Annotated in this window: 16 protein-coding genes; 14 read left to right on the forward strand and 2 right to left on the reverse strand. The window is 62.9% G+C overall.

Features of this window, described 5'->3' with window-relative positions:
* Positions 1-146: 146 nt before the first annotated feature.
* From ACJ8IN_RS21095 to baeR, 6 genes are read left to right on the forward strand one after another with little or no spacing between them, the layout of a single operon-like run.
* The gene (locus ACJ8IN_RS21095) at positions 147-1,400 is read left to right on the forward strand and encodes an MdtA/MuxA family multidrug efflux RND transporter periplasmic adaptor subunit (RefSeq protein ID WP_308325963.1); all 1,254 of its coding nucleotides are present in this window, start codon (positions 147-149) and stop codon (positions 1,398-1,400) included.
* The gene (locus ACJ8IN_RS21100) at positions 1,400-4,519 is read left to right on the forward strand and encodes an MdtB/MuxB family multidrug efflux RND transporter permease subunit (protein WP_060453050.1); all 3,120 of its coding nucleotides are present in this window, start codon (positions 1,400-1,402) and stop codon (positions 4,517-4,519) included. Before ACJ8IN_RS21095 ends, ACJ8IN_RS21100 begins: the two co-directional genes overlap by 1 nt.
* Positions 4,516-7,596, forward strand: a complete 3,081-nt coding sequence (gene mdtC, locus ACJ8IN_RS21105; RefSeq protein ID WP_047570975.1) for a multidrug efflux RND transporter permease subunit MdtC — start codon at positions 4,516-4,518, stop codon at positions 7,594-7,596. The genes ACJ8IN_RS21100 and mdtC overlap by 4 nt, the downstream gene beginning before the upstream one ends.
* Positions 7,597-7,606: 10 nt before the next feature.
* A complete protein-coding gene (mdtD, locus tag ACJ8IN_RS21110) occupies positions 7,607-9,037 on the forward strand; it encodes a multidrug transporter subunit MdtD (protein WP_308325964.1) in 1,431 nt (476 codons plus the stop codon).
* A complete protein-coding gene (gene baeS, locus ACJ8IN_RS21115) occupies positions 9,034-10,416 on the forward strand; it encodes a two-component system sensor histidine kinase BaeS (protein WP_049194878.1) in 1,383 nt (460 codons plus the stop codon). Before mdtD ends, baeS begins: the two co-directional genes overlap by 4 nt.
* Positions 10,416-11,132 carry a two-component system response regulator BaeR gene (baeR, locus tag ACJ8IN_RS21120; RefSeq protein WP_033635542.1) on the forward strand — a complete coding sequence of 239 codons (717 nt, stop codon included), beginning with the start codon at positions 10,416-10,418 and terminating at the stop codon, positions 11,130-11,132. Before baeS ends, baeR begins: the two co-directional genes overlap by 1 nt.
* Positions 11,133-11,139: 7 nt before the next feature.
* Here the strand turns inward: baeR and ACJ8IN_RS21125 are convergent, their stop codons facing one another.
* Positions 11,140-11,529 (reverse strand): type II toxin-antitoxin system VapC family toxin, encoded by a 390-nt coding sequence (locus ACJ8IN_RS21125; RefSeq protein WP_033648839.1) that lies wholly within the window; start codon positions 11,527-11,529, stop codon positions 11,140-11,142.
* A gap of 3 nt (positions 11,530-11,532) precedes the next feature.
* Entirely contained in the window at positions 11,533-11,796 is a 264-nt protein-coding gene (locus ACJ8IN_RS21130) for an antitoxin (RefSeq protein WP_004941563.1), read from the reverse strand.
* Positions 11,797-12,135: 339 nt separating this feature from the next.
* Between ACJ8IN_RS21130 and ACJ8IN_RS21135 the strand changes: the two genes are divergently transcribed.
* The 8 genes from ACJ8IN_RS21135 (at position 12,136) to ACJ8IN_RS21170 (ending at position 22,037) form a co-directional block, all read left to right on the forward strand.
* Positions 12,136-12,474, forward strand: a complete 339-nt coding sequence (locus ACJ8IN_RS21135) for a YegP family protein (protein WP_033635544.1) — start codon at positions 12,136-12,138, stop codon at positions 12,472-12,474.
* Positions 12,475-12,654: 180 nt separating this feature from the next.
* Positions 12,655-14,007, forward strand: a complete 1,353-nt coding sequence (gene trhP / locus ACJ8IN_RS21140) for a prephenate-dependent tRNA uridine(34) hydroxylase TrhP (RefSeq protein WP_033635545.1) — start codon at positions 12,655-12,657, stop codon at positions 14,005-14,007.
* Between the two features lie 466 nt (positions 14,008-14,473).
* Complete coding sequence (gene yegS / locus ACJ8IN_RS21145; protein WP_033635546.1) at positions 14,474-15,379, forward strand: lipid kinase YegS; 906 nt, start codon at positions 14,474-14,476, stop codon at positions 15,377-15,379.
* 170 nt (positions 15,380-15,549) lie between these two features.
* Positions 15,550-16,764 carry a D-mannonate dehydratase ManD gene (manD, locus tag ACJ8IN_RS21150; RefSeq protein ID WP_025303867.1) on the forward strand — a complete coding sequence of 405 codons (1,215 nt, stop codon included), beginning with the start codon at positions 15,550-15,552 and terminating at the stop codon, positions 16,762-16,764.
* A gap of 5 nt (positions 16,765-16,769) precedes the next feature.
* Positions 16,770-17,786, forward strand: coding sequence for a Zn-dependent oxidoreductase (locus ACJ8IN_RS21155; RefSeq protein WP_308326155.1), 1,017 nt, complete (start codon positions 16,770-16,772; stop codon positions 17,784-17,786).
* Between the two features lie 91 nt (positions 17,787-17,877).
* The gene (locus ACJ8IN_RS21160; protein WP_107227829.1) at positions 17,878-19,167 is read left to right on the forward strand and encodes an MFS transporter; all 1,290 of its coding nucleotides are present in this window, start codon (positions 17,878-17,880) and stop codon (positions 19,165-19,167) included.
* Between the two features lie 52 nt (positions 19,168-19,219).
* Entirely contained in the window at positions 19,220-20,725 is a 1,506-nt protein-coding gene (locus ACJ8IN_RS21165) for a mannitol dehydrogenase family protein (protein ID WP_308325965.1), read from the forward strand.
* Entirely contained in the window at positions 20,706-22,037 is a 1,332-nt protein-coding gene (locus ACJ8IN_RS21170) for an MFS transporter (RefSeq protein WP_101427223.1), read from the forward strand. The genes ACJ8IN_RS21165 and ACJ8IN_RS21170 overlap by 20 nt, the downstream gene beginning before the upstream one ends.
* The last annotated feature ends 76 nt before the right edge of the window (positions 22,038-22,113 follow it).

The raw sequence follows: 22,113 nt of genomic DNA on the forward strand, positions 1-22,113 counted from the left end.
ACTTATTAGGACAATGCTGACGGTTCCTCCATATTTCCTTCATTTTTATGCCGTCTTCGCTGGCTAAACTAGTATCCTGTAAGGAGTGTCATTTTTGTGGCAATGAGTGCCCGCGCCCCTGCCTTTTGGAGAGAATTTTCACCACCATGAATGCAAAACCCCAACGTCGTTCCCTGCTGCTGCGCCTGCTGGTTGCGGCGATTGCGATCATCGTCGCCGTTCTGGCCTGGCGCCATTTCAGCGCCGCTCAACCGGCCGCCGGGACGACGCCGGGCGCGCACCAGGCCGCCGGTAAAACGGGAGCGGGCCGCGCGGCGGGCGGCAGACGCGGCGCGCCGATGTCGCCGGTGCAGGCGGCGACCGCCACCCGCCAGACGGTGCCGCGCTATCTTTCCGGCTTGGGCACCGCCACCGCCGCCAATACCGTCACCGTCACCAGCCGGGTCGACGGCCAACTGATGGCGATCCACTTTACCGAAGGCCAGCAGGTCAAAGCCGGCGATCTGCTGGCGGAAATCGATCCCCGGCCGTTCCAGGTTCAGTTGACCCAGGCTCAGGGGCAGTTGGCAAAAGATCAGGCCACGCTGGCCAACGCCCGGCGCGATCTGGCGCGCTATCAGCAGCTGGTGAAAACCAATCTGGTTTCCCGCCAGGAACTGGATACGCAGGCTTCGCTGGTGCAGCAGACCGAAGGCGCGATCAAGGCCGATCAGGGCGCGGTCGACAGCGCCAAGCTGCAGATCACCTACAGCCGCATCACTGCGCCAATCGACGGCCGCGTCGGCCTGAAACTGGTCGACGTCGGCAACTATGTCACCAGCGGCAGCACCACCGGTCTGGTGGTGATCACGCAAACGCACCCGATCGACGTGGTGTTCACGCTGCCCGAAGGCAACATCGCCGATCTGCTCAAGGCGCAAAAAGCCGGGCCGGTGAGCGTCGAAGCCTGGGATCGCACCAACCAGAGCAAGCTGACGACCGGTTCGCTGCTGAGCCTGGACAACCAAATTGATACCGCCACCGGCACCATCAAGCTGAAAGCGCGCTTCACCAACGAAGATGACGCGCTGTTCCCCAACCAGTTCGTCAACGCGCGGCTGCAGGTGGATACCCTGCACGATGCGGTGGTGATCCCGACCGCCGCGCTGCAGATGGGCAACGAGGGCAACTTCGTCTGGACGCTCGGTGAAGACAACAGGGTCAGCAAACATCGGGTCACCGCAGGCGTGCAGGACAGCCGGCAGGTGGTGATCAGCGCCGGCCTCAACGCCGGCGATCGGGTGGTGACCGACGGCATCGATCGCCTGACCGAAGGCATGCAGGTGGAAGTGCTCGCGCCGAGCGAAGCGCCGGCGGCGGCCAACGCCAAGCGCGAACCTGACGTTCAGAGGAAGCCCTGATGCAGGTGATGCCTCCCAACGCCGGCGGCGGTCCGTCCCGCCTGTTTATTCTGCGTCCGGTCGCCACCACGCTGCTGATGGTGGCGATATTGCTGGCGGGGATTATCGGCTACCGCGCGCTGCCGGTGTCCGCCCTGCCGGAGGTGGATTACCCCACCATCCAGGTGGTGACGCTGTACCCCGGCGCCAGCCCGGACGTGGTGACCTCCGCCATTACCGCGCCGCTGGAACGCCAGTTCGGCCAGATGTCCGGCCTCAAACAAATGGCGTCGCAAAGCTCCGGCGGTGCCTCGGTGGTCACCCTGCAGTTCCAGCTGGCGCTGCCGCTCGACGTTGCGGAGCAGGAAGTGCAGGCGGCGATCAACTCCGCCACCAACCTGCTGCCGACCGATCTGCCCTACCCGCCGATCTACAGCAAGGTTAACCCCGCCGATCCGCCGATCCTGACGCTGGCCGTGACCTCCACCGCCATGCCGATGACGCAGGTGGAAGACATGGTGGAAACCCGCGTGGCGCAAAAAATTTCTCAGGTGACCGGCGTCGGCCTGGTGACGCTGGCCGGCGGCCAACGCCCGGCGGTGCGCGTAAAATTGAACGCCGCGGCGGTCGCCGCCTATGGCCTGAACAGTGAAACCATCCGCGCCGCCATCAGCAACGCCAACGTCAACTCGGCGAAAGGCAGCCTGGACGGCCCGACCCGCTCGGTCACCCTGTCCGCCAACGACCAAATGAAATCCGCCGACGACTATCGCCAGCTGATCGTCGCCTATCAGAACGGCGCGGCGATCCGCCTGCAGGATATCGCCACCATCGAACAAGGGGCGGAAAACACCCGGCTGGCGGCCTGGGCCAACAAGCAACAGGCGATCGTGCTGAACATCCAACGCCAGCCTGGCGTCAACGTCATCACCACCGCCGACAGCATCCGCGAAATGCTGCCGACGCTGATTAAAAGCCTGCCCAAGTCGGTCGACGTCAAGGTGCTGACCGATCGCACCACCACCATCCGCGCCTCGGTCAGCGACGTGCAGTTCGAGCTGCTGCTGGCGATCGCGCTGGTGGTGATGGTGATCTACGTGTTCCTGCGCAACGTGCCGGCGACCATTATCCCCAGCGTGGCGGTGCCGCTGTCGCTGGTCGGCACCTTCGCCGCCATGTACTTCCTCGGCTTTTCCATCAACAACCTGACGCTGATGGCGCTGACCATCGCCACCGGTTTCGTGGTGGACGACGCCATCGTGGTGATCGAGAACATCTCACGCTACATCGAGAAAGGGGAAAAACCGCTCGACGCCGCGCTGAAAGGCGCCGGCGAGATCGGCTTCACCATCATCTCGCTGACCTTCTCGCTGGTGGCGGTGCTGATCCCGCTGCTGTTCATGGGCGACATCGTTGGCCGCCTGTTCCGCGAGTTCGCCGTCACGCTGGCGGTGGCGATTTTGATCTCCGCCGTGGTGTCGCTGACGCTGACGCCGATGATGTGCGCGCGCATGCTCAGCCACGAATCGCTGCGCAAGCAGAACCGGTTTTCCGCCGCCTCCGAACGCTTTTTCGAGCGGGTGATCGCGCGATACGGCCAGTGGCTGAAAACGGTGCTTAACCATCCCTGGCTGACGCTCGGCGTGGCCGTCGGCACTCTGGCGCTGACGGTATTGCTGTACCTGCTGATCCCGAAAGGCTTCTTCCCGGTGCAGGACAACGGCATCATTCAGGGCACGCTGGAAGCGCCGCAGAGCGTCTCGTTCAGCAATATGGCCGAGCGCCAGCAGCAGGTTGCGGCGCAGATCCTCAAAGATCCGGCGGTGGAGAGCCTGACCTCGTTCGTCGGCGTCGACGGCAGCAACGCCACGCTCAACAGCGGCCGGCTGCAGATCAACCTGAAGCCGCTGAGCGAACGCAGCGAGCGCATTCCGGCGATCATCAGCCGCCTGCAGCAGCAAACGGCGCAGTTCCCCGGCGTGAAGCTGTATCTGCAGCCGGTGCAGGATCTGACCATCGATACCCAGGTCAGCCGCACCCAGTACCAGTTCACCCTGCAGGCCATGTCGCTGGACGATCTCAGCCTGTGGGTGCCGCAGCTGATGGATGAGCTGAAGCAAACCCCGCAGTTGGCGGACGTCACCAGCGACTGGCAGGATCAGGGGCTGGTGGCCTACGTCAACGTCGATCGCGATTCGGCCTCCCGCCTCGGCGTCACCATGAGCGACGTGGACAATGCGCTGTACAACGCGTTCGGCCAGCGCCTGATCTCCACCATCTACACCCAGGCCAACCAATACCGCGTGGTGCTGGAGCACGACGTCAGCGCGACGCCGGGGCTGGCGGCGCTCAATGAGATCCGTCTGAGCGGCAACGACGGCGCCGTGGTGCCGCTGAGCGCCATCGCCAAAATCGAAGAGCGCTTCGGCCCGCTGTCAGTCAACCATCTCGACCAGTTCCCGTCGGCCACCGTTTCGTTCAACGTCGCCGACGGCTACTCGCTCGGCGAGGCGGTCGACGCGGTCACCCAAGCGGAAGAAAATCTCAACATGCCGAGGGACATCACCACCCAATTCCAGGGGGCGACCCTGGCCTTCCAGGCGGCGCTCGGCAGCACCCTGTGGCTGATTTTAGCGGCGGTGGTGGCGATGTACATCGTGCTGGGCGTGCTGTATGAAAGCTTCATTCATCCGGTCACCATCCTCTCCACCCTGCCGACCGCCGGGGTCGGCGCGCTGCTCGCGCTGATGATGGCCGGCAGCGAGCTGGACGTGATCGCCATCATCGGCATCATCCTGCTGATCGGCATCGTGAAGAAGAACGCCATCATGATGATCGACTTCGCGCTGGCGGCGGAACGCGAGCAGGGCTTATCGCCGCGCGACGCCATCTATCAGGCCTGCCTGCTGCGTTTCCGGCCGATCCTGATGACCACGCTGGCGGCCTTGCTCGGCGCACTGCCGCTGATGCTGAGCACCGGCGTCGGCGCGGAGCTGCGGCATCCGCTCGGCGTCTGTATGGTCGGCGGTTTGATCATGAGCCAGATCCTGACGCTGTTCACCACGCCGGTGATCTACCTGCTGTTTGACAAACTGGCGCGCAACACGCATCGCCAGCCGGATACGCAGGAGCTGCCGTGAAATTCTTCGCCCTGTTCATTCACCGGCCGGTGGCCACCACCCTGCTGACGCTGGCCATCGCCATCAGCGGCGCGATCGGCTTTCGCTTGCTGCCGGTGTCGCCGCTGCCGCAGGTGGACTTTCCGGTGATTTCGATCAGCGCGTCGCTGCCGGGCGCCTCGCCGGAAACCATGGCGTCCTCGGTGGCGACGCCGCTGGAGCGCGCATTGGGCCGCATCGCCGGGGTTAACGAAATGACCTCGATGAGCTCGCTCGGCAGTACCCGGGTCATTTTGCAGTTCGATCTCGATCGCGACATCAACGGCGCCGCGCGCGACGTGCAGGCGGCGATCAACGCCGCGCAAAGCCTGCTGCCGACCGGCATGCCGAGCCGCCCCAGCTACCGCAAGGTCAACCCTTCCGACGCGCCGATCATGATCCTGACGCTGACCTCGGACACCTACAGCCAGGGGCAGCTTTACGATTTCGCCTCCACCCAGCTGGCGCAGAAGATCAGCCAGACCGAGGGCGTCGGCGACGTTTCCGTGGGCGGTAGCTCACTGCCGGCGGTGCGGGTGGAGCTGAACCCTTCGGCGCTGTTCAATCAGGGCGTGTCGCTGGACACCGTACGGCAGGCCATCGCCAACGCCAACGTGCGCCGCCCGCAGGGCGCCGTGGAAAACCCGCAGCAGCGCTGGCAGATCCAGGCCAACGACGCGCTGAAAACCGCCGAGGCCTACCGTCCGCTGATCGTTCATTACAACAACGGCTCGGCGGTGCGTTTGGCCGACGTGGCCGAGGTCAACGACTCGGTGCAAGACGTGCGCAATGCCGGGATGACCGACGCCAAACCGGCGATCATTCTGGCCATCAGCCGCGCGCCGGACGCCAACATCATCGAAACCGTCGATCGCATTCGCGCCGAGCTGCCCGCCCTGCAGGAGAATATCCCGGCCTCGATTAAACTCAGCGTCGCGCAGGATCGTTCGCCGACCATTCGCGCGTCGCTGGCCGAGGTGGAACAGTCGCTGGCGATCGCCATCGGGTTGGTGATCCTGGTGGTGTTCATCTTCCTGCGCTCCGGGCGCGCCACGCTGATCCCGGCGGTCGCCGTGCCGGTGTCTCTGATCGGCTCGTTCGCCGCCATGTATTTGTGCGGGTTCAGCCTCAACAACCTGTCGCTGATGGCGCTGACCATCGCCACCGGCTTTGTGGTGGACGACGCCATCGTGGTGCTGGAAAACATTTCCCGTCATGTCGAAGCCGGCATGAAACCGATCAACGCCGCGCTGCTGGGCGCGCGGGAAGTCGGCTTCACCGTGCTGTCGATGAGCGTTTCGCTGGTGGCGGTGTTTATCCCGCTGCTGCTGATGGAAGGCCTGCCGGGGCGCCTGTTCCGCGAGTTCGCCGTCACCCTGTCGGTATCGATCGGGCTGTCGCTCATCGTCTCGCTCACGCTCACGCCGATGATGTGCGCCTACCTGCTGCGCCACCAGCCGCCGCGTTCGCAGCGGCGGGCGCGCGGCTTCGGCAAAATGCTGCTGGCGCTGCAGCAGGGCTACGGACGCTCGCTGAACTGGGTGCTCGGCCACTCGCGCTGGGTGCTGGCGGTGTTCCTCGCCACCCTTGCGCTCAACGTCTGGCTGTATATCAGCATCCCGAAAACCTTCTTTCCGGAACAGGATACCGGGCGCCTGATGGGCTTTATCCAGGCCGACCAAAGCATTTCGTTCCAGGCGATGCGCGGCAAACTGGAAGACTTCATGAAAATCGTGCGCGAAGATCCGGACGTGGAAAACGTCACCGGTTTTACCGGCGGCTCGCGCACCAACAGCGGTTCGATGTTCATCTCACTGAAACCCCTGTCGGTACGCAGCGACGATGCGCAGAAAGTGATCGCCCGCCTGCGTGCTCGCCTGGCCAAAGAACCGGGTGCCAGCCTGTTTCTGATGGCGGTGCAGGATATCCGCGTCGGCGGCCGGCAGGCCAACGCCAGCTACCAATACACGCTGCTGGCGGACGATCTCGCCGCGCTGCGCGAATGGGAGCCGAAGATCCGCACCGCGCTGGCCGCATTGCCCGAGCTGGCGGACGTCAACTCGGATCAGCAGGATAAAGGCTCGGAGATGGATCTGGTCTACGATCGCGAAACCATGGCGCGCCTCGGCATTTCGGTGTCCGACGCCAACAACCTGCTGAACAACGCCTTCGGCCAGCGGCAGATTTCGACCATCTATCAACCGCTCAACCAATACAAAGTCGTGATGGAAGTGGCGCCGCCCTACACCCAGGACGTGAGCTCGCTGGACAAAATGTTCATCATCAACAGCGAAGGCAAGGCGATACCGCTCTCCTACTTCGCCAGTTGGCGGCCGGCCAACGCGCCGCTGTCGGTCAACCATCAGGGGCTGTCCGCCGCCTCGACCATCTCCTTTAACCTGCCGGACGGCGGCAGCCTGTCGGACGCCACCGCCGCGGTAGAACGCACCATGACTCAGCTCGGCGTGCCGTCTACGGTACGCGGCGCGTTCGCCGGCACCGCCCAGGTATTCCAGGATACCCTGAAGTCGCAGCTGATCCTGATCCTGGCGGCTATCGCCACGGTCTATATCGTGCTCGGCGTACTGTACGAGAGCTATATCCATCCGCTGACCATCCTTTCCACGCTGCCTTCCGCCGGCGTGGGCGCGCTGCTGGCGCTCGAACTGTTCGGCGCGCCGTTCAGCCTGATCGCGCTGATCGGCATCATGCTGCTGATCGGCATCGTGAAGAAAAACGCCATCATGATGGTCGACTTCGCGCTCGAGGCGCAGCGCAACGGCGGCATCAGCGCCCGCGAGGCGATTTTTCAGGCCAGCCTGCTGCGTTTCCGGCCGATCATGATGACCACGCTGGCGGCGTTGTTCGGCGCACTGCCGCTGGTGCTGACCAGCGGCGACGGCGCGGAGCTGCGCCAGCCGCTCGGCATCACCATCGCCGGCGGTCTGGTGATGAGCCAGCTGCTGACGCTGTACACCACCCCGGTGGTCTACCTTTACTTCGACCGGCTGCAGGCGAAGTTCCGCCGCAACAAGCAACTGGCCCCGCTGCCCCATTAATGGCCGACCGATGCTGATGAAACACGCCGCCACGGTACGCTGGCAACTCTGGATAGTGGCATTCGGCTTCTTTATGCAGACGCTGGATACCACTATCGTCAACACCGCCCTGCCCTCGATGGCCGCCAGCCTGGGGGAGAACCCGCTGCGCATGCAGTCGGTGATCGTCTCCTATGTGCTGACGGTGGCGGTGACGCTGCCGGCCAGCGGCTGGCTGGCGGACAAGATCGGCGTACAGCGGGTGTTTTTCAGCGCCATCCTGCTGTTCACCCTCGGCTCCCTCCTCTGCGCCCGTTCGGAAACCCTGAACGAGCTGATCGCCTCGCGCGTGCTTCAGGGCGTCGGGGGCGCGATGATGGTGCCGGTCGGGCGCCTGACGGTGATGAAGATCGTGCCACGCGAGCAGTATATGGCGGCGATGACCTTCGTGACGCTGCCGGGGCAAATCGGCCCGCTGATGGGGCCGGCGCTGGGTGGCTTCCTGGTGCAATACGCCAGCTGGCATTGGATTTTCCTGATCAACATTCCGGTGGGCATCGTGGGCGCCATCGCCACGCTGTTGCTGATGCCCAACTACCAAATGCAGACCCGCCGCTTCGATCTCAGCGGCTTTATCCTGCTGGCGATCGGCATGGCGTCGCTGACGCTGGCGCTCGACGGCCACAAGGGCATGGGGCTGTCCGGCGGCGCCATCGCCGGCCTGGTGGCGCTGGGCGTGGCGGCGCTGTTGGGGTATGTTTGGCATGCCTACGGCAATAGCCGCGCCCTGTTCTCGCTGCGGCTGCTGCGCACCCCGACTTACAAGATCGGGCTGCTGGCCAGCCTGCTGGGGCGCATCGGCAGCGGCATGCTGCCGTTCATGACGCCGCTGTTTCTGCAGGTCGGCATGGGCTTCACGCCGTTCCACGCCGGGCTGATGATGATCCCGATGATCATCGGCAGCATGGGCATGAAGCGCATCGTGGTGCAGGTGGTCAACCGCTTCGGCTACCGTAACGTGCTGGTGGCCGCCACGCTGCTGCTGGCGCTGGTCAGCTTGAGCTTCCTGCTGGCGGCGATGCTCGGCTGGCTGTGGCTGCTGCCGGTGGTGCTGTTCTTCCAGGGGATGGTCAACTCGCTGCGCTTCTCGGCGATGAACACCCTGACGCTGAAAGATCTGCCTGACAGGCTGGCCAGCAGCGGCAACAGCCTGTTGTCGATGGTCATGCAGCTGTCGATGAGCCTTGGCGTCAGCGTCGCCGGCATCTTGATCGGCAGCTTCGCCCATCATCAGGTGGTGGCCGATAGCCCGGCCATTCACAGCGCATTTATTTACAGCTACTGCTGTATGGCGTTGATTATCGCTCTGCCCGCGCTGGCCTTCGCGCGCGTGCCGGCCGATAGCGCGCCCAACCGCACGCTGACCAAAGAGCCGGGTACCGGCTCAACGAGGTTGCAATGAGGATAGGCATTACCGGGAAACTGTTCCTGGCCATTTTCGCTACCTGCATGCTGGTGTTGATCACCATGCATTGGGGGGTGCGCGTCAGCTTTGAGCGAGGCTTTATCGATTACATCAAGAGCAGCAACGAGCAACGCATCAACATGCTGAGCGAAGCGCTGGAGGAACAGTACAGCCACCATGGCAACTGGATATTCCTGCGCAACAACGATCAGGTGGTCTACCAAATCATGCGCTCGTTCGAGCAGAACAGCGACAGCAGCCACAATCTGCCGCCCAAGGGCTGGCGCACCCAGTTTTGGGTGGTGGACAGCCAGTTCAATCGTTTGGTCGGGCATTCTGGCCCCCTGCCGAAAGAGGGGCCGCGCCACCCGATCCGCTACAACAACCAGATCGTCGGCTGGGTGCTCACCACCCCGGTCGAGCGCCTGACGCGCAATACCGACATCAACTTCGATCGCCAGCAGCGGCGCACCAGTTGGATTATCGTCGCGCTCTCCACCCTGCTGGCGGCGGCGGTGACCTGGCTGCTGTCGCGCGGCATGCTGGCCCCGGTCAAGCGTCTGGTGGCGGGCACCCACCGCCTGGCGGCGGGCGATTTCACCACCCGCGTGGCGGTCAGCAGCCAGGATGAACTGGGCCGGCTGGCGCACGACTTCAACCAGCTGGCCACCTCGTTGGAAAAAAACGAGCAGATGCGCCGCGCCTTTATGGCCGACGTATCGCACGAGCTGCGCACGCCGCTGGCGGTGCTGCGCGGCGAACTGGAAGCGCTGCAGGACGGCGTGCGCCAGCCGACGCCGGCGTCGCTCAGCTCGCTGCAGGCCGAGGTATCCACCTTGACCAAACTGGTCGACGATCTGCACCAGCTGTCGCTCTCCGATCTCGGCGCGCTGGCCTATCGCAAATCGTCGGTGGACTGCGTGCACCTGCTGCAGATCGCCGTCGCCGCCTTTCGCGAACGCTTCCGCGCCAAAGGGCTGGAGATCGTCACCCATCTGCCGCCCCAGGCGCCGCTGTTCGGCGATCCCGATCGCCTGAACCAGTTGTTCAATAACCTGCTGGAAAACAGCCTGCGTTACACCGACGCCGGCGGCCGGCTGGAGATCGGCGCTGAGCTGCAGCCGGGGCGGCTGATCCTCTACTGGCAGGACAGCGCACCGGGCATCAGCGATCAGCAACTGACGCGCATTTTCGAACGTTTCTACCGGGCGGAAGGTTCACGCAACCGCGCCAGCGGCGGTTCCGGGCTGGGGCTGGCGATCTGCCACAACATCGTGGAAGCACACGACGGGAAAATCCGCGCCGAGCATTCGCCTTTAGGCGGCGTGCGCATTACAGTAGAATTTGCTACCCCGATAAAAAATAAGGCGCCCTGATGGACATTCAGAATCAACCCGTGCAGATCATGATTGTTGAAGATGAGCCCAAGCTGGGCCAGCTGCTGGTGGATTATCTGCAGGCGGCGGGCTACGCCACCCGCTGGCTGACCAACGGCAACGAGGTGGTGCCGACCGTGCACCAGCATCCGCCGGCGCTGATCTTGCTCGACCTGATGCTGCCGGGCGCCGACGGGCTGACGGTGTGCCGCGAGCTGCGCCGCTTCAGCGACGTTCCGATCGTGATGGTGACGGCGAAAATCGAAGAGATTGACCGCCTGCTGGGGCTGGAGATCGGCGCCGACGATTACATCTGCAAACCCTACAGCCCGCGCGAAGTGGTGGCGCGGGTGAAAACCATCCTGCGCCGCAGCTATCGGCCGCAGGAGAGCGCGCGGGAAGATGACCTGCTGCACATCGATGAACCGCGCTTCCAGGCCAGCTATCAGGGGCAGTTGCTGGATCTGACGCCGGCGGAATTCCGCCTGCTGAAAACGCTGGCCAGCCAGCCGGGCAACGTATTTTCTCGCGAGCAGCTGCTGAACAACCTGTACGACGACTACCGGGTGGTCACCGACCGCACCATCGACAGCCACATCAAAAACCTGCGCCGCAAGCTGGAGCTGATCGACGGGGAAAAATCCTTTATCCGCTCGGTATACGGCGTGGGCTACCGCTGGGAAGCCGAGCCCTGCCGGCTGGTGAATGGGGTTTAGGGGGAAATCAGCGCGTCCAGTCTTCAACCGCCAACCCGGGCACCATGGCGAATGCGCGATCGTTGGTCACCAGCGTCGCGCCACGGCTCTGCGCGTGCGCGGCGATCAGTTGATCCAGCGCGCCCATGATTTTGCCTTTTTTCTCCATGTTCGCGCGCATTTCACCGTAGCAGCGGGCGGCCTCGCTATCCCATGCATAGACCGTCACCGCGGCAAGAAAGGCCTCGACCACGCTTTGCAACGCCTTGTTCCGCCGTTTAGCCACACCGTAAAGCAGTTCCGCCTCCGTGACGCTGGAAATACATACGGCAGAAGGCGGGAGCTTTTCCATGACGTTAAGCACCTGCGGATGCTGCCGAAACAAGTGGCTGACGGTGTTGGTATCAAACATGTACATCGCCTACTCTTCCTCTGAGAATGGATCGCGGTCTGCAACCCCTTGCTGACGATCTTCCGCGCCAAGAAACTCTTGCGGCACCGGCGTTTGGGCGATAATGCTCAGCAGCGGTGCCCAGCTGTCCGGCTTTGCCGGATATTTGGATAAAATCACGTTGCCCTCCCGATCGCGACGGATATAGACACGATCCGTATCAAATTCAAATTCCACCGGTAACCTCACCGCCTGATTTCTTCCGTTTTTAAACAGCTTTGCGATTCTTTCCATCTCGACAACCTCCACAGCAGGCATAGGCCAAAGCATATGCCTGTAGCGTGTCGATGCCAAGATGTATCGCTCATTTTTCATCCACATTGACGAAACGGCCAAACCGTAACGCACAATCCCACGGGGTGAAACCCTGTTCCCCTTGTTATGCGGCGCACTGCGCAATCACCGCGCCTTCCCTTAGCTTCCCGTGCGGCGCCAGGTTCACCGAATGAAAACTCCGCGCCGGCGCAAAAAAACTGCGCATTTTTTCGACTAAGCTGCTGTGAGGTTTAGCCGCCGATTTTCAAGCGATTGGCTACACTTACATCACGAATCGGAACCTACAGGAGAAGAACCATGGCAATCGGTCATTATGAGCTGAAAAAAGCAAAGAACGGGCAGTACCACTTCAACCTGAAAGCCAGTAACGGCGAGAGCATTCTGGCCAGCGAAATGTACGCCAGCAAAGCCTCGGCGGAGAACGGCATCGCTTCGGTGCAGACCAATTCACCGCACGAAGCGCAGTACGAACTGAAGCACAGCGCCAGCAATCAGCCCTATTTTGTGCTGAAGGCAAAGAACCATCAGGTGATCGGCGTCAGCGAAATGTACAGCTCCGAAAGCGCCGCCAAAAACGGTATCCAATCGGTGATGAAAAACGGCCCGACCACCGATATCCGCGATTTGAGCGCCTGATCTTTCCCTTTCTCCCGCGCGGTGGCCCGCCGCCGCGCATTTTCCGTTTGACCAAGATCAATCTCCCCTGAATAAATCCGGTTAACTGCTGATTTATTGCCGCGCTGCGGCTACAATTCCCCGCTTTTACTGCGCCATCAGGTGGCGTGGTGCTGACCTGAAATCAGACCGAGACACACTATGTTTACACCGGAACTTCTCTCCCCGGCCGGAACGCTGAAAAACATGCGTTACGCCTTCGCGTACGGCGCCGATGCGGTTTACGCCGGCCAGCCGCGCTACAGCCTGCGGGTGCGCAACAACGAGTTCAACCACGAGAATCTGGCGCAGGGCATCAATGAAGCCCATGCGCTGGGCAAAAAATTCTACGTGGTGGTAAACATCGCCCCGCACAACGCCAAGCTGAAAACCTTCCTGCGCGATCTGAAGCCGGTTATCGATATGGGCCCGGATGCGCTGATCATGTCCGATCCCGGCCTTATCATGATGGTGCGCGAAGCCTTCCCGCAGATGGACATCCACCTGTCGGTGCAGGCCAACGCCGTTAACTGGGCGACGGTGAAGTTCTGGCAGCAAATGGGCCTGACCCGCGTGATCCTCTCGCGCGAACTGTCGCTGGAAGAGATCGCCGAGATCCGCGCCGAAGTGCCGGACATGGAGCTGGAGATCTTCGTGCACGGCGCGCTGTGCATGGCCTACTCCGGCCGCTGCCTGCTGTCCGGCTACATCAACAAGCGCGATCCCAACCAGGGCACCTGCACCAACGCCTGCCGCTGGCAGTACAAAGCGGAGGAAGGCAAAGAGGACGACACCGGCAATATCGTGCACCTGCACGAGCCGATCCCGGTGCAAACCGTCGAGCCGACGCTGGGCATCGGCGCGCCGACCGACAAGGTGTTCATGCTGTCTGAAGCGCAAAAGCCAGGCGAATATATGAGCGCCTTCGAAGATGAACACGGCACCTATATCATGAACTCCAAGGATCTGCGCGCCATCCAGCACGTGGAGCGTCTGACGCAGCTCGGCGTGCACTCGCTGAAGATCGAAGGCCGCACCAAATCCTTCTACTACTGCGCCCGCACCGCCCAGGTCTACCGCCGCGCCATCGACGACGCGGCCGCCGGCAAACCCTTCGATCCGACTCTGCTTACCACGCTGGAAGGCCTGGCGCACCGTGGCTACACCGAAGGCTTCCTGCGCCGCCACGTGCACGAAGCGCAGCAGAATTACGACTACGGCTCCTCGCTCTCCGAGCGCCAGCAGTTCGTCGGCGAATTCACCGGCGTGCGCCGCGATGGCTGGGCGGAAGTCGACGTGAAGAATAAGTTCGCGCTCGGCGACAGCGTCGAGATGATGACGCCGGGCGGCAACGTGGTGTTCACCCTCGAGAGCATGCAAAATAAGAAAGGCGAGCCGATTGAGGTGGCGCCGGGCAACGGCCATATCGTTTATTTGCCGATCCCGCAGGATATCGATCTCAATTATGCGTTGCTGATCCGCAATTTGGCGGAAGAAAATAGCGCCGGGGCATAAAAATGAATCGCCGTCATTCGGCGGCGATTTTTAGCAAATATTAGAATTGGATCACATCAATGTGCGCGCAGCTTGGTTACTATCACGCTGCTTAAAACGAACAACGAAAATATTTGCATAGCAATACTAGGAACCACCTCCTTAGCCGGCCCAATCTCCCTTGGGCTGGCTTTTTCTTTATGGGGGCGCCTATTTTTTTCGCCGCGCCGATTTCCATAACTTATTCCCGTTATCCGTTTTAATAATAATAATCACGTCGCCTCGATATATAAATAACGCTACAGCGATTAATCCTCTCGTCTTTAAAACCTGGCTTATTTCCGGGTAAAATTCAGATAAATTCGCCTTGTTTCTTATTCACTGAACGCCGGGAAATAACCAGAATTAGCTGAATATTCTGATGGCCTGGTGGCGGTAGCTGGTTTATCTTGAGGCATTCTTGGTTTTCCGCCGGAGGATATCGGCAATGCCTCAACACTCACATGCGCCCGCCCTGCTTATCATCAACGGCAAAGGCGCCGGTAACGAAGAGCTGCGTCAGGCGGTCAAACGCCTGCGCGCAGAGCAAATCACGCTGCACGTGCGCGTGACCTGGGAGCACGGCGACGCCGCGCGCTATGTCGCGGAAGCCACGCAGCTCGGCGTCGGCACCGTCGTCGCCGGCGGCGGTGACGGCACCATCAACGAAGTGGCAGCCGCGCTGGTGCAACTGCCGGCGCACAACCGGCCGGCGCTGGGCATCCTGCCGCTCGGCACCGCCAACGACTTCGCCATGGCCTGCAACATCCCCCCTTCGCCGGAACAGGCGCTGCAGTTGGCGATCAAGGGCCGCTCGGTGCCGATCGATCTGGCGAAGGTCAACGGCGAGCGCTACTTCATCAACATGGCCACCGGCGGCTTCGGCACCCGCATCACCACCGAAACGCCGGAGAAGCTGAAGGCGGCTCTCGGCGGCGTGTCCTACTTCGTGCACGGCTTGCTGCGCATGGATACGCTGCAGGCCGACCGCTGTGAAATCCGTGGGCCGGACTTCCGCTGGGCCGGCGAGGCGCTGGTGATCGGCATCGGCAACGGCAAGCAGGCCGGCGGCGGCCAGGAGCTGTGCCCCAGCGCGCTGATCAACGACGGCCTGCTGCAGCTGCGCCTGCTGATCGCCGATGAGCTGCTGCCGGCGCTGGTCGCCGCCCTGTTCAACGACGAAGAGAGCAACAGCATCCTCAGCGCGGCGCTGCCGTGGCTCGAGATCGACGCGCCGCATGAGATGACCTTCAACCTCGACGGCGAACCGCTCAAGGGCCGCCATTTCCGCATCGAAGTGCTGCCGCAGGCCATCGAATGCCGCCTGCCGCCTAACTGCGCCCTGCTGGGCTGACCTTGTCGGGCGCAGTTCACCGCTGCGCCCCGTTTCTTCCCCCGTTTACCCGCTTCCGCTCGCGATCAAATGTGATCCTCTCCGGCAAATTCATCAAATCATACTTGTATGGTAGTTAGTTCATGGCGTATTTTCGCGCTATCTCTCCGCAGCTACAGGATGTGAAGGTTATGAAAATCGTCAACGCCGAGGTGTTCGTCACCTGCCCGGGGCGCAATTTTGTCACGCTGAAAATCACCACCGATGACGGCATCATCGGCCTCGGTGACGCCACGTTGAACGGGCGCGAATTGCCGGTGGCCTCTTACCTGAAAGATCACCTCTGCCCGCAGCTGATCGGCCGCGACGCGCAGCGGATCGAAGACCTCTGGCAATTCTTCTACAAAGGCGCTTACTGGCGGCGCGGCCCGGTGACCATGTCGGCCATTTCCGCTGTCGACATGGCGCTGTGGGACATCAAGGCCAAGGCCGCCAACATGCCGCTGTATCAGCTGTTGGGCGGCGCCTCGCGCTCCGGTGTGATGGTGTATTGCCACACCACCGGCCACTCGATCGACGAGGTGCTCGACGACTACGCCAAACATAAAGAACAAGGCTTCAAGGCGATCCGCGTTCAATGCGGCGTGCCGGGTATGAAAACCACCTACGGCATGGCCAAGGGCAAAGGCCAGGCCTATGAGCCGGCCACCAAGGGCGACTGGCCGGAAGAGCAGCTGTGGTCGACGGAAAAATACCTCGATTTCACCCCCAAACTGTTCGACGCGGTGCGCAACAGGTTCGGCTTCAACGAACATCTGCTGCACGACATGCACCACCGCCTGACGCCGATCGAAGCGGCGCGCTTCGGCAAAAGCGCCGAGCCGTATCGCCTGTTCTGGATGGAAGATCCGACGCCGGCGGAAAATCAGGCTTGCTTCCGCCTGATCCGCCAGCATACCGTCACGCCGATCGCCGTCGGCGAGGTGTTCAACAGCATCTGGGACTGCAAACAGCTGATTGAAGAGCAGCTGATCGACTATATCCGCACCACCCTGACGCACGCGGGCGGCATTACCGGCATGCGGCGCATCGCCGACTTCGCCTCGCTGTATCAGGTGCGCACCGGCTCCCACGGCCCTTCCGATCTGTCGCCGATTTGCATGGCGGCGGCGCTGCATTTCGATCTGTGGGTGCCGAACTTCGGCGTGCAGGAATACATGGGCTATTCCGAGCAAATGCTCGAGGTGTTCCCACACAGCTGGACGTTCGACGACGGCTATATGCACCCGGGCGACAAGCCGGGCATCGGCATCGAGTTCGATGAGAAGCTGGCGGCGCGTTATCCGTATGAACCGGCCTACCTGCCGGTCGCGCGTCTGGAGGATGGCACCTTATGGAACTGGTAAACACCATGCGCAGCGTCGTGATCGAACAGCCCGGGCGCCTGGCGCTGCAGACGCGCGCGCTGCCGCAGCCGGCGGCCGGCGAGGTGCGGGTCAAGGTGAAATTCGCCGGCATCTGCGGCTCCGACGTCCATATCTATCACGGCCATAACCCGTTCGCCCGCTATCCGCGGGTGATCGGCCACGAGTTCTTCGGCCTGATCGATGCGCTGGGCAAAGGCGTCGATCCAGCGCGCCTCGGTGAACGCGTCTCGGTAGATCCGGTGGTAAGCTGCGGCCACTGCTATCCCTGTTCGGTCGGCCGCCCCAACGTCTGCACCTCGCTGCAGGTGATCGGCGTGCACCGCGACGGTGGCTTCAGCGACTACGCCTGCGTGCCGGCGCGCAACGCCTATCCGATTCCGCCCGCCATCAGCGATCGCCACGCCGCGATGATCGAACCCTTCAGCATCGCCGCCAACATTACCGCCCATCTGCAACCGCGCCCCGACGACATCGCGCTGATCTACGGCGCCGGGCCGATGGGGCTCACGGTGATCCAGACGCTGAAAGGCGTGTACGGCGTCAAGCAGGTGTGGGTCGTCGATCGCATCGCCGAACGGCTGGACATGGCGCGCGCCAACGGCGCCGACGAGACGTTCAACAACGCCGAGGCCGCATTGCCGCAGATGCTGCAGCAGCGCGGCATTCAGCCGACGCTGATCGTCGATGCCGCCTGCCACCCCGCCATTTTGCCGGAGGCGATCAATCTGGCCTCGCCGGCGGCGCGCATCGGCATCATGGGCTTTTCCGGCGACGCCTGCACGCTGACCCAGCAGAGCATCACCAGCAAGGAGCTGTCGATCTTCTCCTCGCGCCTGAACAGCGCGCGCTTCCCGCAGGTGATCGGCTGGATGGCGGACGGCAAGCTAGACCCGCAGCGGCTGCTCACCCACTGCGTGCCCGCCGCCGACGTCGAACGGGCGATGCTGATGTTCGAGCGGGATCAGCGCACCTGCTGCAAGGTGCTGCTGCAGTTCGAGTAACGCCAAGGCCGCATCGGGGCATTGGGCGGCACCCGCCGCCCGTGCAAACAACGAAGCATCACGATTAAAACGACACCCAGTGGAGCGCTTTATGTTTAAAAACCTGCGTTGGACCATCGTGTTCCTGCTGTTCATGGTCTACATGATCAACTACCTCGACCGCGTGGCGCTGTCGATCACCGTGCCGATGATCGAACAGGATCTGATGCTGAACGCCGAACAGTTCGGCCTGATCTTCGGCAGCTTCTTTTTCGGCTACGCCATCTTCAACTTCATCGGCGGGCTGGCGGTCGATCGTTTCGGCCCGACGCTGGTGCTGGGCGTAGCGGTCGGTCTGTGGTCTATCTTCTGCGGCATGACGGCGATCGCCACCGGTTTTTACTCGATGCTGATCCTGCGCGTCCTGTTCGGCATGGCCGAAGGGCCGATCTGCGCCTCGGCCAACAAGATGATCAACGGCTGGTTCCCGAAGAAGCAGGCGGCGACCGCCATGGGCCTGCTCAGCGCCGGTTCGCCTTTGGGCGGCGCGGTGGCCGGGCCGATCGTCGGCTATCTGGCGCTGGCGTTCGGCTGGCGACCGGCGTTTATGATCATCTGCGCCATCGGCATCGTCTGGATGCTGGTGTGGTTCTTCGTGGTGGCGGATAACCCGGCGAAAAGCCAGCGCGTCAGCGCCGAAGAACGGGCGCTGATCGCGCGGCTGAAACAGGAAAACCTCGGCGAGGAAAGCGCGCTGAGCGACGCCGCGCACGGGCTGGGTTACTACCTGAAGCAGCCGATCATTCTGGTCACCGCCTTCGCCTTCTTCTGCTACAACTATATTCTGTTCTTCTTCCTGAGCTGGTTCCCCTCGTATCTGGTGCAGGCGCACAACCTGAACATCAAGGAGATGAGCCTGACCACGATGATCCCGTGGATCGTCGGCTTCGTCGGGCTGGCGCTCGGCGGCTATATTTCCGACAAAATCTTCAACATCACCGGCAAATTGCTGCTGTCGCGCAAGATCGTGTTGGTCACCAGCCTGCTGGCGGCGGCAGTGTGCGTGGCGTTGGCTGGCACCGTCAGCAGCGTGGTGCCGGCGGTGATGCTGATGTCGGTGTCGATCTTCTTCCTTTACATCACCGGCGCTCTCTACTGGGCGATCATCCAGGACGTGGTGCATAAATCCCGGGTCGGCGGCGCCAGCGGGTTCATTCATTTGATCGGCAGCGTCTCCGGCATCATCGGGCCGATCGTCACCGGCTACATCGTGCAGAACACCGGCAAATTCGACAGCGCCTTTATGCTGGCGGGCGGCGTCGCCGCGCTGGGCGCGCTGCTGGTGCTGCTGGTGATCAAGGCGCCGCGCGCAACGGCGGGCGTGCAAATCTTAAAACCCTAACGCCAGGCGGGGCGGCTTCGCCCCTTTGCTTACCTCTCCAGGGACATTGAACATGAGACTTTCCGACCACAGCGCGCTGCCGGCCGCCGTTCTCCGGCCCGGCTACGCACGTGAGCGCGTGAAACCGCGCATGGTGCATATCGGCTTCGGCGCTTTTCACCGCGCGCACCAGGCGATGTACGCCGACAGGCTGGCCAGCGAGCACGGCAGCGACTGGGGCTACTGCGAAATCAGCATGCAGCACGGCCGGCAAAAGATCGCCGACCTACGGCAACAGGATCTGCTGTTCTCGGTGGCGGAGATGGACGACGACGGCTGGCAGGGCCGGGTCATCGGCGTGGTGCGCCAGGCGCTGCACCTGCAAACCGACGGGCTGGCGGCGGTGCTGGCGGCCCTGACGCAGCCTGAGATCGCCATCGTCTCGCTGACCATCAGCGAAAAGGGCTATTGCCACCACCCTGCCAGCGGCCGGCTGATGGCGGAACACCCGGCGATCGCGCATGATATCTCTCACCCGGCGCAGCCACAGTCGGCGCCGGGGCTGCTGCTGGCGGCGCTGCGCCTGCGCCGCGAACGCGGGCTGCCGCCGTTCGCCGTGATGTCCTGCGACAATATGCCGGCCAACGGCCGGGTCACGCGTCAGGTGCTGCTCGACCTGGCGCAGCGGCAGGATCCGGCGCTGGCCGACTGGATGCGTCAAGAGGTCGCCTTCCCTTCCACCATGGTAGATCGCATCGTGCCGGCGATGACGCAGGAAGCCCGCGAACAACTGTTTGCCTGCCTGGGCGGCGTCGAGGATGAGGTCGGCGTGGCCTGCGAGCCGTTCAGCCAGTGGGTCATTGAGGATCGCTTTCCCCAAGGGCGCCCGGCCTGGGAAAAGGTCGGCGCCGAGCTGGTGAGCGACGTGCTGCCGTACGAGGAGATGAAGCTGCGCATGCTGAACGGCAGCCATTCGTTCCTCGCCTACCTCGGCTATTTGGCCGGTTATCAGCACATCGGCGACTGCATGCAGGACGCGGATTTTGTCCGCGCCGCCCGTCACCTGATGCTGGCGGAACAGGCACCGACCCTGCAGGTGCCGAACGTCGATTTGGCGCAGTATGCCGACTCGCTGCTGCGGCGTTTCCGCAACCGCGCGCTGAAGCACCGCACCGCGCAAATCGCCGTGGACGGCACGCAAAAGCTACCGCAGCGGCTGCTGGACGCGATCCGCTGGCATCTGGCGCATGGTAGCCGCTTCGACTGCCTGGCGCTGGGCGTCGCCGGCTGGATGCGCTACGTCGGCGGCCGCGATGAGCAAGGCGCGCCGATCGACATCAGCGATCCGCTGCGCGACCCCATCGCCGCGTTGGTCGCCGGCAGCGAGGAAGGCCGGCCCCGCGTCCTGGCGCTGCTGCAGCTCGACAGCGTCTTCGGCCAGGATCTGCCCGACTCGCCTGACTTCGTCCGCGCCGTCAGCCACGCTTATCATCAACTGCTGAGCCTGGGGGCCAAAGCCGCCGTCGCCGCTCTGCCGCTTACCGACCGGGGGGTTTCCGATGACCGTCACCACGCATAACGCCGTCAATACCGGCAATCAACCGCTGCTGCGGCGCGTCGCCAGCGCTTCGGCCATCGGCACCGCCGCCGAATATTATGATTTCTTCGCCTACGGCACCGCCGCGGTGCTGTTCTTCGGCCAGCTGTTTTTCCCCAGCGCCGATCCGCTGATCAGCACGCTGGCGGCCTTCGCCACCTACGCGGTCGGTTTCCTGGCGCGTCCGCTGGGCGGCATCGTGTTCGGCCACATCGGCGACAAGGTCGGCCGCAAGAAGGCGCTAGTGATCACCATCCTGATCGTCGGCCTCGGCACCTTCTGCATCGGCCTGCTGCCCACCTATGAGCAGATCGGCATCTGGGCGCCGCTCGCGCTGATCTTTATCCGCGTGCTGCAGGGCTTCGGCGTCGGCGGCGAACAGGCCGGCGCGGTGCTGATGACCGCCGAATACGCGCCGCCGCCGCGGCGCGGTTTCTACGCCAGCTGGGTACAGATCGGCGCGCCCGCCGGTTTCCTGCTGCCATCCGGGCTGTTCGCGCTGCTGACCGCCGTGTTGTCGCCGGCGCAGATGCTGGACTGGGGCTGGCGCATTCCGTTCCTGCTCAGCCTGCTGCTGGTGATTGTCGGGCTGTTTATTCGCCTGAAGATCGACGAGTCGCCGGTGTTTACCCAAATCCGTGCCACCAAGGCGGTGGAGAGCCGGCCGGTGGTGGAAGTAGCCCGCCGCTATCCCGGCCTTATCGGCAAAGGGGTGTGCGCCAAGCTGATTGAAGCCTGCGCCTTCGCCATGTTCACGGTGATCGTGCTGGCCTACGGCAAAGCCAACCACCTCAACGAAAGCATTCTGCTGGAGGCGATGATCGTGGCGGTGCTGCTGGAGATTTTCGCCATTCCGCTGATGGGCCGCCTCTCCGATCGGGTTGGGCGAAAACCGGTGTACATCGCCGGCGCGCTGCTGCAGGTGGTGTGCATCGTGCCGTTCTTTATGGCGATCAACCTCGATAATTTCTGGGTGACGCAGATCGCCATGATCGTGGTGCTGACCTTCGGCCACAGTATGTGCTACGCGCCGCAGGCCTCCTACTTCCCGGAACTGTTCCCCACCCGCGTGCGCTGCAGCGGCATCGCGCTGATCTGGCAGATCGGATCGCTGATCGGCAGCGGCATTCTCGGGCTGCTGGCGGTGAAGATCCTGCAGGTGACCGGCGGCCACTACTACGGGCTGGCGGGTTACATGATGGTGTTGGGCGTGGTGTCGGCCATCGGCCTGAGCCTGATGCCGGAAACCGCGCCAGGGCGGCGCAAGCAGGAATATCAGGATTGGCATCACTGAGTTACCCTGCCCGGCGGGTGGATTTATCCACCCGCCCTCAACCAATAATCTGCTAGTATGGTGGCATTCGAATTCC

This window comes from Serratia sp. CY31944, assembly GCF_052169175.1.
Classification (GTDB): domain Bacteria; phylum Pseudomonadota; class Gammaproteobacteria; order Enterobacterales; family Enterobacteriaceae; genus Serratia; species Serratia sarumanii.